At 40.5% G+C, this 18,395-nt stretch carries 14 protein-coding genes; all 14 read left to right on the forward strand.

Features of this window, described 5'->3' with window-relative positions; all coding sequences use genetic code 11:
• Positions 1 to 68 precede the first annotated feature (68 nt).
• A complete protein-coding gene (locus CGB83_RS19360; RefSeq protein ID WP_100077306.1) occupies positions 69 to 2,735 on the forward strand; it encodes a SusC/RagA family TonB-linked outer membrane protein in 2,667 nt (888 codons plus the stop codon).
• A gap of 12 nt (positions 2,736 to 2,747) precedes the next feature.
• Positions 2,748 to 4,340: a RagB/SusD family nutrient uptake outer membrane protein gene (locus tag CGB83_RS19365; RefSeq protein ID WP_100077307.1), complete on the forward strand. Its 1,593-nt coding sequence runs from the start codon at positions 2,748 to 2,750 to the stop codon at positions 4,338 to 4,340.
• Between the two features lie 19 nt (positions 4,341 to 4,359).
• Positions 4,360 to 5,439, forward strand: a complete 1,080-nt coding sequence (locus CGB83_RS19370) for a SusE domain-containing protein (RefSeq protein WP_100077308.1) — start codon at positions 4,360 to 4,362, stop codon at positions 5,437 to 5,439.
• Positions 5,440 to 5,535: 96 nt separating this feature from the next.
• Positions 5,536 to 7,692, forward strand: coding sequence for a glycoside hydrolase family 97 protein (locus CGB83_RS19375; protein WP_100077309.1), 2,157 nt, complete (start codon positions 5,536 to 5,538; stop codon positions 7,690 to 7,692).
• 91 nt (positions 7,693 to 7,783) lie between these two features.
• Complete coding sequence (locus CGB83_RS19380; protein WP_100077310.1) at positions 7,784 to 8,032, forward strand: hypothetical protein; 249 nt, start codon at positions 7,784 to 7,786, stop codon at positions 8,030 to 8,032.
• Between the two features lie 71 nt (positions 8,033 to 8,103).
• Positions 8,104 to 9,345: a radical SAM protein gene (locus CGB83_RS19385; RefSeq protein ID WP_100077311.1), complete on the forward strand. Its 1,242-nt coding sequence runs from the start codon at positions 8,104 to 8,106 to the stop codon at positions 9,343 to 9,345.
• On the forward strand, positions 9,342 to 10,172 hold the full coding sequence (locus CGB83_RS19390; RefSeq protein WP_100077312.1) for a hypothetical protein: 831 nt from the start codon (positions 9,342 to 9,344) through the stop codon (positions 10,170 to 10,172). Before CGB83_RS19385 ends, CGB83_RS19390 begins: the two co-directional genes overlap by 4 nt.
• Before the next feature lie 3 nt (positions 10,173 to 10,175).
• The gene (locus tag CGB83_RS19395; protein WP_100077313.1) at positions 10,176 to 11,051 is read left to right on the forward strand and encodes a hypothetical protein; all 876 of its coding nucleotides are present in this window, start codon (positions 10,176 to 10,178) and stop codon (positions 11,049 to 11,051) included.
• Positions 11,052 to 11,114: 63 nt separating this feature from the next.
• Positions 11,115 to 12,221, forward strand: coding sequence for a pepsin/retropepsin-like aspartic protease family protein (locus tag CGB83_RS19400; RefSeq protein ID WP_228420015.1), 1,107 nt, complete (start codon positions 11,115 to 11,117; stop codon positions 12,219 to 12,221).
• Between the two features lie 106 nt (positions 12,222 to 12,327).
• A complete protein-coding gene (locus tag CGB83_RS19405) occupies positions 12,328 to 13,326 on the forward strand; it encodes a bile acid:sodium symporter family protein (protein ID WP_100077685.1) in 999 nt (332 codons plus the stop codon).
• A gap of 15 nt (positions 13,327 to 13,341) precedes the next feature.
• Positions 13,342 to 14,385, forward strand: coding sequence for a succinylglutamate desuccinylase/aspartoacylase family protein (locus CGB83_RS19410; RefSeq protein WP_100077315.1), 1,044 nt, complete (start codon positions 13,342 to 13,344; stop codon positions 14,383 to 14,385).
• 9 nt (positions 14,386 to 14,394) lie between these two features.
• The gene (locus CGB83_RS19415; RefSeq protein WP_100077316.1) at positions 14,395 to 16,254 is read left to right on the forward strand and encodes a glycoside hydrolase family 13 protein; all 1,860 of its coding nucleotides are present in this window, start codon (positions 14,395 to 14,397) and stop codon (positions 16,252 to 16,254) included.
• A 57-nt stretch (positions 16,255 to 16,311) separates the two neighbouring features.
• A complete protein-coding gene (locus CGB83_RS19420) occupies positions 16,312 to 16,827 on the forward strand; it encodes a nuclear transport factor 2 family protein (protein ID WP_100077317.1) in 516 nt (171 codons plus the stop codon).
• Positions 16,827 to 18,236: an MFS transporter gene (locus CGB83_RS19425; RefSeq protein ID WP_100077318.1), complete on the forward strand. Its 1,410-nt coding sequence runs from the start codon at positions 16,827 to 16,829 to the stop codon at positions 18,234 to 18,236. The genes CGB83_RS19420 and CGB83_RS19425 overlap by 1 nt, the downstream gene beginning before the upstream one ends.
• Positions 18,237 to 18,395 lie beyond the last annotated feature (159 nt).

The following is an 18,395-nucleotide window of genomic DNA, read 5'->3' on the forward strand; positions in this document are numbered from 1 at the left end:
AAAAAGATATTGTGAAAAAATTTACAACAGTATTAAAAATTGCGCCGGCATTTCTACTCGCCGGCACAATGGTCCATGCGCAAACAAAGGACTCAGCAACAAAAGAGAAAAAAATTGAAGAGGTGGTGCTAATTGGGTACGGGCGGCAGAAGAAGACGGATTTAACGGGATCCGTAACGGCAATTTCCGCAAAAGATTTTAATGAAGGAAGTATAAACTCTCCTGAGCAATTAATTCAAGGTAAGACTTCAGGAATTCAGATAACCACCAATGGAGGGGCTCCAGGTTCAGGATCTACTATCCGAATCAGAGGAGGTGCTTCTTTAAATGCGTCCAATGATCCTTTGATTGTTATTGATGGTGTTCCGGTAGATAATAACGGAATCAGTGGAGCTGCGAATCCTCTTGCTTTAATTAACCCCAATGATATTGAAAGCTTCAGTATTCTTAAAGATGCTTCTGCAGCCGCTATTTATGGAAGCAGAGCTTCAAATGGAGTTATTATTATAACAACGAAAAGAGGAAGCTCCGGGAAATTACGGGCAAATTATAGTACCATTACTTCGGTATATACCAAAATGGGAAATATAGATATGCTGTCTGCGGATGCTTTTCGTCAGGTAGTAAGAGACAAGGCAACAGCTCAATATCAAGGTTTGTTGGGAAGTTCAAATACAAATTGGCAGGATCAGATTTATCAAACTGCATTAGGTGTTGATAATACGGTTTCTTTATCAGGAGGAATTAAAGCATTGCCATATAGATTGTCACTAGGCTATTTCAACCAGGAAGGTATTATAAGGACAAACACTATTGAAAGATCTACGGCATCTTTAAACTTAAATCCAAAGTTTTTTGATAAACATCTTGAAATTAACTTTAATGTTAAAGGTACCTATGTAGAAAACAGATTTAAGGATGATGGTGCCATTGGTTCTGCTGTTGTATTCGATCCTACTCAATCCGTTTATGATCCCTCATTTTCAAACTATGGCGGTTATTGGGAGTGGCTTGATCCTTCAACAGGAAAGCCTAACACCAATGCCACAAAGAATCCTTTATCAATGCTTAATCAGAGATGGGATCTGTCTTACGTTAAAAGAGTATTAGGGAATATTCAGTTTGATTATAAATTTCATTTTCTGCCTGAATTGAGGGCTAACCTTAATGTAGGATATGATTATAGTGATGCAAACGGAAATACAACGGTATTGCCAACAGCTGCAATTGCTTACTATAATCAGGGGAGCTACAGGAGATATTCTCAGGAAAAGAAAAATAAATTACTTGATTTCTACTTTAATTATCTAAAAACTTTTGAGTCTATAAGGTCAACCGTTGATCTTACTGTTGGGTATTCTTATCAGGACTGGCAGAGATCAGAGCCTTTTGCACCGACAGTATATGGTACTGGAGTATCAAATCCGGCAAGTGGAAACGATTTCTTCACTCAGAACACTATAATTTCTTATTTCGGGAGATTAAATTATACTTTCAATAATAAGTATCTTTTGACAGCTTCATTAAGAAGAGATGGATCTTCCCGTTTCAGCGAAGAAAACAGAATAGGTTATTTTCCTTCAGTGGCACTTGCCTGGAGAATTGATCAGGAAAATTTCCTGAAAGATTCCAAGACAATTTCTACTTTGAAGTTGAGAGCAGGATGGGGAGAGACAGGTCAACAGGAACTTAATTTAGGAGATTATCCGTATCTGGCTAGATATATACTATCTGATAGTGGAGCACAATACCAATTGGGAAATCAGTTCTACAATACTTACAGAGCGCAGGGATATGACAAAAACCTTAAATGGGAAACTACTGTGACAAAAAATTTAGGTCTTGATTTTGGATTTCTGAATGACCGGATCAACGGTACTATTGACGTTTATGAAAAAGAATCAAAGGATCTGATCAGTTTTATTCCCGTGCCTGCGTTATCTAACCTTACTAACTATTTGCTAACTAACGTTGGAGACATGCGGAACCGTGGTATCGAGGCTAATATCAATGTTAAGGCAGTTGATACAGAAAATTTTAAATGGGAGTTTAACGTAAATGCTACTCATTTCAGGTCGGAAATTACTAATCTGAACTCAAGCCAGACATTAGTTAATACCATAGGAGGAGCTACCGGTACTACAATACAGGTAAATACAGAAGGATATCAACCAAATTCATTCTATGTTTACCAACAGGTATATGATAATAATGGTAAACCCATTGAAGGCGTATATGTTGACAGAAACGGTGACGGTATTATTAATACGGATGATCTATACAGATATAAATCTCCTGCTCCTGATGTTTTATTAGGTTTCTCGTCTAAATTTAATTTTAAAAACTGGGATTTAGGATTTACTATGAGGGCAAGCATTGGAAATTATGTATATAATAATGTTGCATCTCAGTATGGTACAGAGCAGGCTATTACTTTGAATAACTATCTTCAGAATATTCACAGCAGTTACCTTGAAACCGGTTTTAAGCGTACGCAGCTTTTATCAGACTATTATGTTGAGAATGCTTCTTTCGTAAGAATGGACAATATCAATTTAGGATATAATTTCCCAAGATTTATAAAAGATTCAAAACTAAGAATTTTCGGTTCTGTTCAGAATGCATTTATCATTACAAAGTATAGTGGTTTAGATCCTGAAGTTTTCAACGGAATAGATAATAATCTATATCAGAGACCTAGAGTGTATTCATTAGGATTTAACTTTCAATTTTAATTAAGAATTATCATGACATTTAAATATATTAATAAGACAATTTTTGCAGCGGGTTTAACGGCCGTTTTATTTCTTACTTCTTGTGAGAATGACCTGGACAGAATGCCTCAGACAGAAGTTACTTCAGCATCAGTATATGCTGATTTCAATAACTATAAAAATGTTCTGGCTAAAATATATGCAGGCCTTGCCATGAGTGGTCAGAACGGCGGAGATGGTAATCCTGATATCAGCGGTATTGACGGTGGTACATCAAATTATATACGACAGTATTTCCAATTACAGGAATTGCCTACTGACGAAGCAGTAATAGCATGGGGAGATGGATCGCTTCCTGATTTGCATAATATGACCTGGTCTTCAAGCAATGAATTTATTGCCGCACTGTATTATCGAATCTATTATCAGGTTGGGCTTGCTAATGAGTTTATAAGAGAAACAACTGATGAAAAATTAGCTTCCAGAAATATTTCAGGTGCCAATGCGGAAGAAGCAAGAGCATTCAGAAATGAAGCTCGCTTTATGAGAGCACTTAGTTATTCACATGCCATAGATCTTTTTGGAAACGGACCTTTTTCTACCGAAGCTGACGAAGTGGGTATTAAACCCCCAAGAAGAATTGATCGCAAAGAATTATTTACTTATGTAGAAACTGAACTAAAAGATCTTGAGGGCTTACTAAAAAATCCTAGAACAAATGAATATGGACGTGCAGACAAAGCTGCTGTCTGGATGCTGCTTGCTAAACTTTATCTGAATGCAGAAGTTTATACTGGGCAGTCAAGATATTCTGATGCAAGAATATATGCAGAAAAAGTTATTAATGCAGGATACTCTTTAAAAGCAAATTACGGCGAATTATTTTTAGCCGATAATAACCTGGATAACAATGAAACAATATTCGCCGTGAACTATGATGGGCTGAATACGAGAACATTCGGAGGAACTACGTATATCATACATGCCAGTACCGGAGGATCCATGAATCCTGCACAGTTTGGAATTAACAGCGGTTGGGGAGGATTACGAAGTACAAAAAATATTGCTGCTTTATTTCCTACTACAGATGGCTCTACCGATAAACGAGGAAACTTCTATACGAGTGGGCAGAATCTGGAAATTAATAATGTAGGTACTTTTACGGATGGATATCCTATTATTAAGTTTAAAAACATTAAACGAAACGGGCAGCCTGGCTCAGATGCTGCAGGAGATTTCGTAGATACGGATTTTCCAATGTTTAGGCTTGCGGAAGCTTATCTTATTTATGCCGAAGCCGTTTTACGTGGGGGTGGTGGAAGTAATGCAACTGCTATTCAATACATTAATTTATTAAGACAGAGAGCCTATGGTAATGCATCAGGAAATGTGACATCGATTAATTTAGATTTTATTTTAGATGAGAGGGCTCGAGAATTATCTTGGGAAGCAGTGCGAAGAACAGACCTTATTAGGTTTGGAAAATTCACAGCAGGAAGTTACTTATGGCCATTTAAAGGTGGTGTTAAAGATGGTAAGGGAGTTGAAGATTTCAGAAAGCTATATCCTATTCCTGCAAGTGATCTTAATGCAAATCCAAACCTAGTTCAAAATCCTGGCTATTAATTTTTAATATACCCTAAAAATGAAACATTTACTTAAAATATTTACTCTTGCACTGATTGGCTTTCTAGTGATTTCATGTGAGAAAGACGAAGATCAGGCAGTTCTTGGGCAAGGTACAGACCCTGTGATTTCTGCAAATAAAACAACTATAGTTCTTTCAAGCAGTACTACAGCTAGTGAAGCTGTAGCTTTTAGCTGGGCAAATTCGGACTACGGTGTCAGTGTTCAGTTGACCAACCAACTGGAAGTAGCTAAAAAAGGAACTAATTTTAACGGTGCTAAAACAATAGACGTCATTAATGGTGCAAAAGTCTATAGTATGATGGGTGCTGATCTAAACAATCTTATCCTCTCTATGGGGGTAACTACAGCCACTGCTACTGCTATAGAAGTAAGATTGAAATCTTCAGTGGCCGGCAGGACCCGTTATTCTAATACGGTTTCATTAACAGTAACGCCATTCATTAACGGTCCGGTGTATACATTTACAGACCTATACCTCATCGGTGATGCTACCGCAGGAGCATGGGACAACCTGGCAACCAATACCAAAATCTATCCGCTTGTGAAAACTACGACGGCGGGTACCTATACTTATACCGGATATTTTGCACAGGGAGGATTCAAGATCATTAAAACTCCTGGTAGCTGGACTACCCAATATGGTGCTGGAAGTTCGGCAGGAGTGCTGGATACCAGCGGAGGCTCAGGGAATATTTCAGTGGCTGCAGCAGGGTATTATAAGCTTACTGTGAATACATCTGCTCTTACCTATACTTTTGTGCCGGTGGCAGCACCAACGGCTACTTATACTTCGATTTCCATGATCGGGCCTGCAGCAGGAGGATGGAGCACTGATCTTGACCTTCAGAAATCAACTTTTGATCCGCATGTATGGACCAAGAAAAACGTGATGCTGAGCTCAGGTGAATTTAAATTCAGGGCTAACCATGACTGGGGAACCAGCTGGGGCGTAGCACAGGAATTTTTCGGGACTGCTGCATTAGGCGGAGCCAATATCCCTTTAACCACAACATTCCATTATGATGTTTACTTTAATGATGCTACAGGGGATTATTCTCTGATTCCGGTGAATTAACAGTAAATATGAATAATAAATAACATAGAATACTTAGGGAAAAGTGTTGCTTTTCGGCAGCACTTTTTTTATTTTTAAAGCGTATAAATAGTCATTATGAAGAAAATTACGATGGGAGCAGTATTGTTCTCGATGATGTTTGCAGGCGTTCATGCCCAGACCTTACAATCGCCGGACGGGAAGTTTGAAATGAACTTCCAGCTGAAGCAGGGAATCCCGTATTATAACCTGAAGTACAATGGAGCAGTGGTCGTGGAAGACTCAAAGCTGGGGTTAAGGTTGTTTAAAGATACCGCTATTAAGTTTGCCTCTGAAATTGCGAAGCCGGAAGATGCAAAATTCGATCTGAATAATGGGTTTACCAAAAAAGCTGAGAACCGGGATTCCAAAAATGAAACCTGGCAGCCGGTACTGGGTGAGAAGAAAAGCTACATCAACCATTATAATGAACTGGCGGTTACCCTGCACCAGGATGCGACTGACCGGGATATAGTGGTTAAATTCAGGCTGTTCAATGACGGGTTGGGATTCAGGTATGAATTTCCGGAGCAGAAGAACCTGAATTATTTTGTAATCCGTGAAGAAGATTCTGAAATCGATTTCCCAACCGATATGAAAGCCTGGTGGATTGCCGCCGATTATGATTCCCAGGAATACCAGCCGCAGACCACTAAAATTTCTGAAATCCCGGCAAGATGGCCGAATTCTTTCGACAGTAATGCATCACAGCAAATGGTACAGAATGCGGTACAATCGCCTTTGATGTTGAAAAAAGAAGGTAAAGATCCATTATATGTGAATCTTGGAGAGGCTGCAGTTTTAGATTATCCGGCTTCCAACCTTGAAGTGGATGCCGTGAATTTCAAATTCAAAACCCATTTGACGCCAGACAGACAGGGAGCTAAGGGGTACATGCAGACGTCAACCGTATCGCCGTGGAGAACGATTATCGTTTCCCCAAAAGCAGAAGAAGTGCTGGCCTCCAAAATGATGTTCAACCTGAACGAACCGACGAAATACAAGGATACTTCCTACATCCATCCTACGAAATACATGGGTGTATGGTGGGAAATGATCATCGGGAAATCCCAATGGGCATATTCTACCGCAGAGAATGTCCATATCGGGGAAACCGATTTCAGCAAGCTGACGCCGAACGGAAAACATGCGGCCAACAATACGAAAGTGAAAGAATACATTGACTTCGCGGCGGCTAATGGTTTCGGCGGCCTTCTGATCGAAGGATGGAATGTAGGCTGGGAAGACTGGTTCGGCCACTCTAAAGAATTTGTTTTCGATTTCATCACCCCATATCCCGATTTCGATCTTACAATGCTTAATGACTATGCCCATTCCAAAGGCATTAAGCTGATCATGCACCACGAAACTTCCGGTTCTGCAACCAATTATGAGCGGTGGGCGGATAAAGCATTCAAACTGATGAACGATTATGGCTATGATGCTGTAAAAACCGGCTATGTAGGTGATATTATCCCGAGAGGAGAGCACCACTATTCCCAGTGGACCATCAATCATTTCTACAGGATTGCCCAAAAGGCCAATGAATATAAAATCATGGTGAATTCCCATGAATCCGTTCGTCCGGGCGGGGAGAGCAGGACATATCCGAACTGGATCTCAGCCGAAGCTGCCAGAGGAACCGAATTTGAAGCCTTTGCCGGAAACAATCCGGATCATCAGACCATTCTTCCATTCACCAGATGGATGGGCGGACCGATGGATTATACACCTGGAATTTTCCAGACGAAGCTGGATTATTATTTCCCTGGAGACAAACGTTTTGTGAAGACTACTCTTGCCAAACAGCTGGCTCTGTATGTGGTGATGTACATGCCGCTCCAGATGGCTGCAGATTTACCGGAAAACTATCAGAAGCATATGGATGCTTTCCAGTTCATCAAAGATGTGGCTGCAGACTGGGATGATACAAAGATTTTATCCGCCGAACCGGGCGATTATATCATCACCGCCAGGAAGGCAAAAGGCACGGAGAACTGGTTTGTAGGCGGAATCACCGATGAGAACAGGCGGGATTATACGGTTGATTTCTCATTCCTGGACAAAGGCAGGAAATATGAAGTAACGGTATATGAAGACGGTAAAGACGCAGACTACATCAATAATCCGCAAAGCTACCATATTTATAAAAAGACGGTTACCAGCAAATCGAAAATTAAAATCAATATGGCAAGAAGCGGTGGTTTTGCTATATCGATTAAAGTGATAAAGTAAATAATTTTTAATAGAAAATATTTTTTCTTATGAATTTAATTTTCTATATTTGGTGAGATAATTAAATTAATAACTCATTAAATTCATTTTTATGAAAAAGAAATTCAAAATTACAAGCAATCTTGAGCAAAAAGAAATTCTTAAAAAATCAATCCAGAATTCTGAGAATCAAAATGTAGATCTTTACAAATCTATCTTTGGAGGATTGAATTCAGGTATTGCTCCGGGAAACGGAGGTGGTGGTAGTATTATTTTGCCTCCAGGAGGTAGCTGTGATGTGGTAGCAATTTCTGGTGCATCTGCTGCTTACGATAGAGTGGATCAATTTTTAAGAGCTTAGAACTTGCTGGTTTTTAAAACATTAGTTCTTCATCAGTCAAATGATGAAGAACTTTATTTATTTCATACAACATGGTTACTTCTTTTGTTCTGAAGGTTGCAAGCAGATGCAATCTCAATTGCTCATATTGTTACATGTATAATTTAGGGGATAAAACTTATCTGAAACAACCTAAATTTATGTCAATAAGCACTATACATACTTTCGCTGAAAAATTGGCCCATTATAGTAAAGAAAATGGTTTGAGATCTTTTCAGATTGTCTTCCATGGAGGTGAGCCTTTATTACTTCCAAAAGAATTTTACAAGGAAAGTGTTAGGATATTTACTGAAACGCTAAGCGATGCTTATTTTGATTTTGTTATCCAGACTAATGGTGTTGGATTGGATGGGGACTGGTATGCACTATTTAATGAACTGAACATTCGTGTTGGCATCAGTATGGACGGACCTAAGGAATATCACGATAGGTACCGTGTATTTCATAATGGAAAAGGATCTTATGACGAGGTAAGGCACGCAATACAGATTGGATTGGAAAATGGGATGCATGGGGTACTGTCTGTAGCTAATCTTAATATCTCCCCTAATGTATTATATGAGGAATTCAAAAGCCTGAATGTTCCGAGTTTTAATCTTCTTCTTCCGGATGGTCATTTCGATAAGTTACCGGATGACCTCATAAAAGATAGAGTCAATACCTATGATTATACGCCATATGCAGATTGGCTGATTGAATTGTTCACGATCTGGAAAAGCGATCCTGATAGGCCGAATATGAGATTTTTCAAAACTCTTATTCAGCTGATTGCAGGAGAGGATGCTGGTGACCAGATGGTTGGGTTGAAAAAAAACGGCGTCGCTGTAGTGGAAACCAATGGAAACCTGGAAGTGGCAGATTCTATTAGAGCTTGTTATGAAGGCATTACCAGAAACAGCATCAATATCCATACTCACGAGATCAGCTCTATTTTAGAAGATCCGCTTTTTGATATCTATATCAATTCTCATCAGATGGTCAGTGAAAAGTGCATTAACTGTCCTATTTATGAAATATGCGGAGGTGGTTTTCTGTTGAACAGATATTCTAATGAAAATGGGTTTGATAATCCTACCATTTATTGTCACGATATGATAAAATTGGTAACTTACATCCAAAATGATCTTATTGACAGCTTGCCGGATGAGGTTTGTAAGGAAATGGAACTCAACAGAGTTTCCTATGATGAGATTTTGGAAGAGCTTGAGAATAAGGGTCCTGTTTCCATTCAGAAAAATATTAAAGATAAATTAGTAGCCTACAGTCTGACATGAGTTTAAAAAAAGGTATCAAAGTCGATGATCGTCATCTTAACAGTATGAGAGATCAGATCAGCATTAATACAGGAGTTGTTGCTGTTAAAAGCATGCATCCTGAAATAGACTATTACGATAATGCCTATTTACCTGATGCAAACTGGCGGTCCCTAACAGATGTTGAATATAAAACTATTTCAACTGCAGATGCTGACAGAAAAATATTCAATACTCTTGGAGTAGGCACAATTCCTGCTCATCTGAAAACGTTATTTCAAAAACTAAGTTTAGAAACCTGTACATCGCTCTTTGATGTTCCGGGGAAGTTTCAGGAAAATGAAATGCTCACAAAAGAGATTAACAAAGCAATCAATACGTTTCTGGATGAAAAATCTCTAAGTCGTAATTATAAATTTCACAGAATTGCACGTTCTCTTCCCGGTATGCAGAGTACGACGTTTCATCATATCGGGCAGAATGTTTTTAAATATACGGGCCTGCATATTGATAAAAGTATTCATTTTACTCCTCATACTGCATATAAATCGGGAAACAGGATTTCTATCAACATCAGTGAGGAATCACGTTACCTCTATTTTATCAATTTAACATTAAGGCAGATTTACGCTGAAATAAAGAAAAAATATCCTGAAAAGATCACATCTGAAAATATTGTTGAACAATTTTTCAAACTTTATCCCAGTTATCCTGTTCTAAAGCTTGAAATCAAACCTTATCAATATTATATAGCACCTACAGATAATTTTATTCATGACGGCACAACTCTAGGAAATAAAGGGTTCGATATTACGATGGTATATACTGGTGTATTTGATAAATATTAATCTATGAAAAAACTAAAACCTGGAATTAAAATATACTCAGATAAGCAAAATGGGAATCTCCAGATCAATTCAGGAGTCATCCATCATTCAAAGCAAGCTCCGAATGAACTTGTTTTTAAAAGTCAGAAGTTTATACAGCAGTATGAACCGGAAGCATATTTGCCTAAAAGAGATTGGCGGCCATTAAAGGCAGAAGAATACAATATATTAAAAGGAGATCATTTAAATAAAAAAGACTTTAATTCGGTTTTTATCGGTGAACTTCCCGATCCTCTGAAGATTCTTTTTGATAAATTAAATTTAGAGACTGCTCAATCTCAGGATGAAGTTTTTGACAAATTTAAAAACAATCATGAATTGGTCAATGACATTAATCTTAAGTTAAATGAATTTATCGAGCCTGTTTCATTAGGGCCCTATAAGTTCATGAGTCTCGCTACAAATTATGCGAACAGTGAGATTGTATCTTTAGATAAAAGAAAATTACCTGCAGGGTATACAATCAATGATTTACGTTTTATAGGAGTCCATAAGGACAGTTCCCAAAACATGACATTGCATACAGCGCATCGGTTTGGTAATAGAATAACATTTAACCTTGGAAAGGAATCCAGATATTTGTTGCTGATCAATTTAACCATGCTGCAGGTTTATCATATGATTAAAAAAGAAATAGATATAAAAGAACATAATATCAATAACAAAAATATAACGTCTTATTTCATGCAGCTGTTTCCTGATTATCCTATGTTGAAAATAGAACAGAAGCCTTATCATTATTATATTGCTCCTACAGACAACTGTTTTCACGACGGATCTACCTTTGGGAGTATGTCTCTTGATATTGTAATGACGTATCTCGGTAGATTTTTAATATAAAAATAACCTGTTTATATGAAATATGCTTTAACTTTTTTACTATTATGTATTTCGCTTATGCATATGGCTCAGAAAAAACTTCCCGTAATCAGGGCTAATTCATCTAAAGCGGTCATCCTTGAAGAAGATAACGGACTGAAGACGGACTGGAATATTGATCCGTCAGTAAAACCTGATATCTACATCGTATCCAAAATAAGCAGAGGTTCTAAGACGGTTAAGATAAAAACAGATATTGATTCGATTAGGATAAAAATAAAGCAGGGTGAAAAAAAAGACTTTGTAATTCTTCTGAAAGGCAAAGATTCCTGCCTGACAAGAATTGAGAGCCAGGTTCCTAAGAATTTCAGTACCGTGCAGCCAGCTTTTCATGACAGCATCCGTTTAGGAATTAACGGGCAGAATACGATGTTTGTCAAGGCGGCACTTAATAAAACAGATTCGTTAGTGCTGAATTTCGATACGGGAACCAGCAACCTTTCCCTTACTGCAGAAGCTTTGAAAGATAAGATCAAACAATCCCTGAAGGCAGGAGTCAACGTACTTTCCATTGGGAACAAGAAATACGACGGCTTTAAAATTTATAAGGTGGAGCTGTCGGGACACGGAACAGACGGCAGGTTCGGCTGGGACCTTTTCGACGGAATGGTGGTTGAGCTGAATTATGACCATGGAATCATGGTCGTTCATTCCCAACTTCCGGAATATGTAAAAAAAGACAAGGCTTACGAAAAGCTGGAGGTGAAATATCTTGACAAGCTTTTTTTTGTGGAGACTACAATCAACCAGGGTTCAAGATCATATAAGGATTGGTTTCTTTTTGACACCGGATACCAGCGTACGGCGATGCTTGACGGTCCTTTGTTGAGAGAACATCATTTCCCGACCACACAAATGAAAGAGATTAAAAAAGTCATCATGAGGGGAGGCCAGGGAAATGAAATTCCGGTCATTACGGCCAATCTCGAATCATTAAGCCTGGGTAAATATAAACTTAAGAATATTCCGGCTCAGCTTCTCTCTGAAAGCAGGCTGGTCATCAACAAAAGGATGAATATCCTGGGCAATGAAATCCTGAAACGTTTCAACGTTTTCCTGGATTTTCAGAATAACGCAGTTTACCTGAAACCCAACAGATTATTCAATGACAGCTACATTGAAAAAGAATAAAAATAGGCTGTAGAATAATATTTTCATAACTTTATGATCCTTGAAGGTTGTTTTGCCTTTAAGGATTTTTTATGATCATGATTTTATCCTTGATATACTGAAGATGATGAAGCAACTTTTTAACAAGCAGAATACATTTCTGTTCCTGCTGATTATGATGGTTATACTGGCAAGGTTTTTTCCCTTTCTGGAGTCGTACAGTACCTACTTTAACCTCCCGGGATTCATAGACTGGGGAATTGCCGCAATATTCCTGTTATACGGTCTTAAGCTGAACCTGAAAGAAGTGATGAAAGATGTGGCCAACTGGAAGCTGCACCTTTTGATTCAGTCCGGTACTTTTATCCTGTTTCCGTTACTGGTACTCCTGTTTTATCCGCTGGTGAAAGATTCTCAATACACTACGGTCTGGCTGTCCGTATTTTTTATGGCCTGCCTTCCGTCTACAGTCTCTTCATCCGTAGTGATGGTCTCCATTGCCAGGGGAAATGTGACATCCGCTATTTTCAATGCATCCGTTTCGGGGCTGATAGGTATATTGATGACCCCTTTGCTCATGAGTTTCTTTCTTGTGCCGGCAGAAGGTTCCGGCGATCAGGGAGAAATTATTCAGCAGTTGCTTATTAAGGTCTTGCTGCCCATTGTGCTGGGAATCCTGCTGAATCCTGTCCTTAAAAAATGGGTGACCAAATATTCTTCAGCCATTGCTGAATTTGACCGGCTGATCATCCTGCTGATCGTTTATGAAAGTTTTTCTACAGCGTTCTCACAACATATCTTTGCATCGGTTCCTGCCGTAACGTTCCTGATATTGGCCTGCAGTGTGGTATTCCTGTTTTTTGCCGTATACCATATCCTGCAATATGCCGCACGGAAAATGAAATTTAAACGGGAAGACGTCATTACCGCAACCTTTTGCGGATCCAAGAAATCTCTGGTCCACGGAAGCCTTTTCCTGCTGGTACTCGGGATTCCGGATGACCAGAAAGTCCTGTTTCTGCTTCCGGTCATGATTTACCATAGCTTCCAGCTCTTTTATGTAAGCTGGCTGGCCAGCAAGATAGCAAAAAGAACAGAAGGATTACAGCCTGAAAAAATTATTTAACTATCTTTAAACAGTATGAAAGTAAGTAAGGCAGCTGTATTGTCTCTGTTGGCTATGGCTTCATCCCTCTCTTCACAGCAGGTGAAATCCGTGATGAATAATGAAGGAAGGTTCAGGAAAGACATCATTCTGCCAGTAAAAAGCGGACAGAGTGATACCTATATTCCCGTTACCATTATCAAAGGAAAAGAAAAAGGACCGGTTTTCAGTATTGTTGCGGGAATCCATGGCTATGAATATCCGCCTGTTATTGCGGTTCAGGAACTCCTGAGAGAAATCAGTCCCGAGTCTGTTAGAGGCACCCTTATCATCATTCCTATAGCCAATATCGAAGCATTTAAGAAAAGAACGCCGTTCATCAGTCCGCTGGACCAAAAGAATCTGAATAATGTCTTTCCGGGTTCTCCTGACGGCTCACCAACCGAACAGATTGCCCATCTGATCACAAAAGAAGTTATTTCAAATTCCGATATATTCCTGGATATCCACGGAGGTGATGCCAGTGAAGACCTGATGCCTTTCGTGTGTTATTACAACAGGTCGGATGCCCCTGAGCAGACCGCTTCAGCATACGAGCTGTCCGTACAGTCGCAAATACCTTATGTTGTTTCTTATCCTTACACTATTACAGGAAAAGAACCGGCAAAATACGCTTTTAAACAGGCTGTGCAGCAGGGCATCACTGCGCTGAGCATAGAAGCCGGAAAACTGGGAAATGTTCAGGAGGACCAGGTAGCATTGATTAAAAATGCCGTTTACCGTATGCTTGAGCACTCAGGAATTTATACATTTAAAAAATATACAGATAAAGAAACTTCAAAAGTTACGCTGCTGAACCGACAGGAGTATATCCGTGTTCCGCAATCCGGGATATTCTACAGTCGCTTTAAAAGCGGCGATACGGTAAAAAAGAACCAGACGCTTGGCTTTATCACGGATGAATTCGGTACCAGAAAACAGGATATCATTGCTCCTGCAGACGGAATCATCCTTTACAAAATAGGCACTCCGCCGGTCAATCAGGGAGAAACCCTGTTCTGTATCGGCTATAACCAATAAATAAGTATTATGAAAAAGATATATGCATTCTGTGCGCTTTCTGCTGCTGCCTTTGCTTTTTCCCAGACCAAACCCCTGGAAAAAGTAGAGCCTGCATTCTGGTGGAAAGGCATGAAAAATCCTGAGCTTCAGATTCTGGTGTACGGTAAAGATATTGCCAGCCGGCAGATTGAGCTTTCAGACGGCATTCAGATCAAAGACATTCAGAAAGTTGATAATCCTAACTACGTCTTTGTGACCGTCAATACCAATGAAATCAATGTCCCGAAATTTAAAATCAGCCTTAAAAACGGCAGGAAAAATGTAGGTTCCTATACTTATGAGCTGAAAACAAGAAATCAGGGTTCCGCGGACCGGGAATCTTTTTCTTCCAAAGATGTTATGTACCTCATCATGCCGGACCGTTTTGCCAACGGGGACGAGAAAAACGACTCTGTTCCGGGCCTGACGGAAAAAGCCAACAGGAGCCTGCCTAACGGAAGGCATGGCGGGGACCTGCGCGGAATCATCAATCATCTGGATTATCTTCAGGATTTGGGAGCTACCGCAGTATGGCTTACTCCGGTAAATGAAGACAACGAAAAGGTATATTCCTATCACGGATATGCGCAGACCGATCTGTATAAAATAGACGCACGGTACGGCACCAATGAAGAATACCGTGATCTTTCCCGCGAACTTAACAAGAGAAATATGAAGCTGGTGATGGACTATGTGACCAATCACTGGGGAATTTCCCACTGGATGATCAAAGATCTGCCTTCAAAAGACTGGATCCACTGGTTTAACGATGGTGACAACGGGTTTAAGCGTTCCAATTATAAGATCACCACACAGTTCGATACGAATGCTGCGGAAGCAGATAAAAAAAATGCATTGGACGGATGGTTTGATACCACCATGCCGGATATCAACCAGAAGAATCCGCTGGTCCTGAAATACCTTACCCAGAATGCCATCTGGTGGATTGAATATGCCGAATTAGGCGGCTTCCGCGTGGATACCTATCCTTACAACGATAAAGAAGCGATGGCGAAATGGGCAAAAGCCATTACGGATGAATACCCGAAATTCAATATCGTCGGGGAAACCTGGCTCAGCAGTCCCGCTTATATTTCAGCCTGGCAGAAGGATTCCAAAACCGGTGAGGCGGCCCATTACAATTCCAACCTGCCTTCAGTAATGGATTTTATTCTGTACGGGAATATTCCGGGTGCCCTGATGGAAAAACAGGGATGGGACACCGGAATGATGAAACTGTACGACGGGTTTACCAGCGATTTCCTGTATCCTGATATCAACAACGTCCTGGTTTTTATCGAAAACCATGATACCGCACGATGGAATGAAATCTTCAATGCAGATCCAAAAGCCTACAAGATGGCCATGACCATTTTATTAACCGTCCGCGGAATACCGCAGCTTTATTACGGAACGGAAATAGGAATGAGAGGCGATAAAAATAAAGGCGGCGATGCCGATATCCGTAGGGATTTCCCGGGCGGCTGGAAATCAGATCCTCAGAACGCCTTCAATGCTTCCGGACAGACCCCTGAGCAGAAAGAATTCCATGATTTTACCCGGAAACTGCTGAACTGGAGAAAAAATAAGGCTGTAATCCATACCGGTAAAACCAAAAACTTCCTTCCGCAGGACAATGTATTTGTGTATTTCAGGTATGACGGCCGGGAAAGCGTGATGGTGGTCCTGAACAATAATGAGACAGAACAGAAACTGGATCTGAAGCGGTTTGCTGAATCACTGGACGGTTTTTCAGGCGGTAAAGATATTATTTCCGGCAAAGATATTTCCTTTCAGGGCAGCCTTTCAGTTCCTGCAAAAAGTTCCACGATCATAGAATTGAAATAATCACTAATTTACGCAGGTCAAATTAAAATTGAATACAGATACTTTATTATAGTAAACATGAAAAAACCAACCTTACTGTTTGCCTTCATCCTGATGGTGCTTAACCTCTCAACAGTTTCCGCACAGGCAAAATATGAAAATGAAAAAACAGCGATCAATAGGATGCTTGACGGATTCAATACTGCCGCAGCAAAAGCGGATTTCAATACCTATTTCGGCTACTTTGCCGATGAATCTACCTTCATAGGCACCGATGCTACGGAAGTCTGGGACAAAAAAGCATTTATGGTCTGGGCAAAGCCGTATTTCGATAAAAAACAGACCTGGAACTTCACCTCCCTGAAACGGAATATCTATTTCGGCAAAGACGGCAGGCTGGCCTGGTTCGATGAGCTGCTGGATACCCAGATGAAAATCTGCCGCGGTTCCGGAGTCGTGGAAAAAATCAACGGGCAGTGGAAAGTTAGACAGTATGTCCTTTCCATGACGGTTCCTAATGAGATCGTGGATAAGGTAGTGCCGGAAAAAGCACCTATTGAAGATATATTAATTCAAAAACTGAAAACTAAATAATGCAACCAACCTCTTTACCAAGCCAGCGTTCAGCAAAGAAAAAGCCTGATCTGTCTATGCTGCAGATCATCAATATGAGCATGGGATTTCTGGGGATCCAGATGGCTTTCGGTCTCCAGAACGGAAACGCCAGCCGCATACTGGCCAACTTCGGGGCAGACGTCCATGAACTGTCATGGTTCTGGCTGGTCGCACCGGTTACCGGGCTCATCGTTCAGCCCATTATCGGTCATATGGGAGATAATACCTGGAGCCCGCTGGGGAGGCGTAAACCGTATTTCCTGATTGGGGCCGTTCTCTGTGCCATCGGTCTCGTCATGCTCCCGAATGCTGCTTCCGCTACCCAGATGATGGCTGCCAATGTTTTGCTACTGGCTGTTATTTTCCTGGCCATGATGGATGCTTCCATCAATGTCGCTATGGAACCCTTCCGGGCCCTGGTGGGCGATATGCTCCCAAAGCATCAGGGAACTCTTGGCTTTTCCGTACAGACCATTCTGATCGGTATTGGTGCGGTCATTGGATCTTATATGCCGGACTGGCTGACGAAACTGGGTGTTTCCAACACGGCACCGGCGGGATTTGTCGCGGATAATGTGATCTATTCATTTTATGCGGGAGCAGTATTGCTGTTACTTACCATCCTGTATACTATTTTCACCACCAAAGAATATTCGCCTCAGCAGTTTGCTGAATTTGCCAATGAGAGTCCCGACACCATTCATACGTCCAAGTTCTCGGATATCTTCAAAGATTTCTCCAATATTCCTTCCCAGATGAAAAAACTGGGAACAGTGCAGTTCTTTTCCTGGTTTGCCCTGTTTACCATGTGGGTATTTACCACCAGTGCCCTGGCAACGCATCACTTCGGGCTGTCGCCGCAGGATACGCATTCCAAAGCCTTCAATGATGCAGGTGACCTTACCGGAAAGCTGTTCGGAATGTATAACCTTTGGGCTATTCCCTTTGCTTTCCTGCTGACGCCGCTCGCTAAAGCGATAGGGAAAAAACAGACCCATGCACTGGCATTGCTGTGTGGTGGACTGGGGCTTATCTCCATGTTCTTTATCAGGGATACCGGGCTGCTCTGGATTTCCATGATCGGACTGGGATTCGCCTGGGCAAGTATCCTGGCCATGCCATATGCCATGCTGATTGAAGTGATCCCGCAGAAAAAGATGGGTGTTTATATGGGCATATTTAACTTTTTCATCGTTATTCCGCAGATCATCAACGGGATTTTCGGAGGTCCTATTGTCAGCCGTTTCTTTGGGAATTATGCCATAGATTATATCGTTGTGGGAGGCATATGCATGATCATCGGAGCGGTGATGACCATGTTCTTTATTAAATCTGATCATGAAACCCCGGAAGAAATTAAAGAAGAAATTCAGCAGATCCATTTCTGATTTTTGGAGACTGTATCAAACATTACAAAGAGAGCTTGAAAAAGTTCTCTTTTTTTGTGCAGAAAAACATCAGTTCTGGCCTGCTTTTAGATTCTCAGATGGCAGGAATGCTTTTTACAATTAGGGATGTAGTTCTTAATAAAAGATCAGGTTCCAACA

It is taken from the genome of Chryseobacterium camelliae (assembly GCF_002770595.1).
GTDB classification, from domain to species: Bacteria; Bacteroidota; Bacteroidia; order Flavobacteriales; family Weeksellaceae; genus Chryseobacterium; species Chryseobacterium camelliae.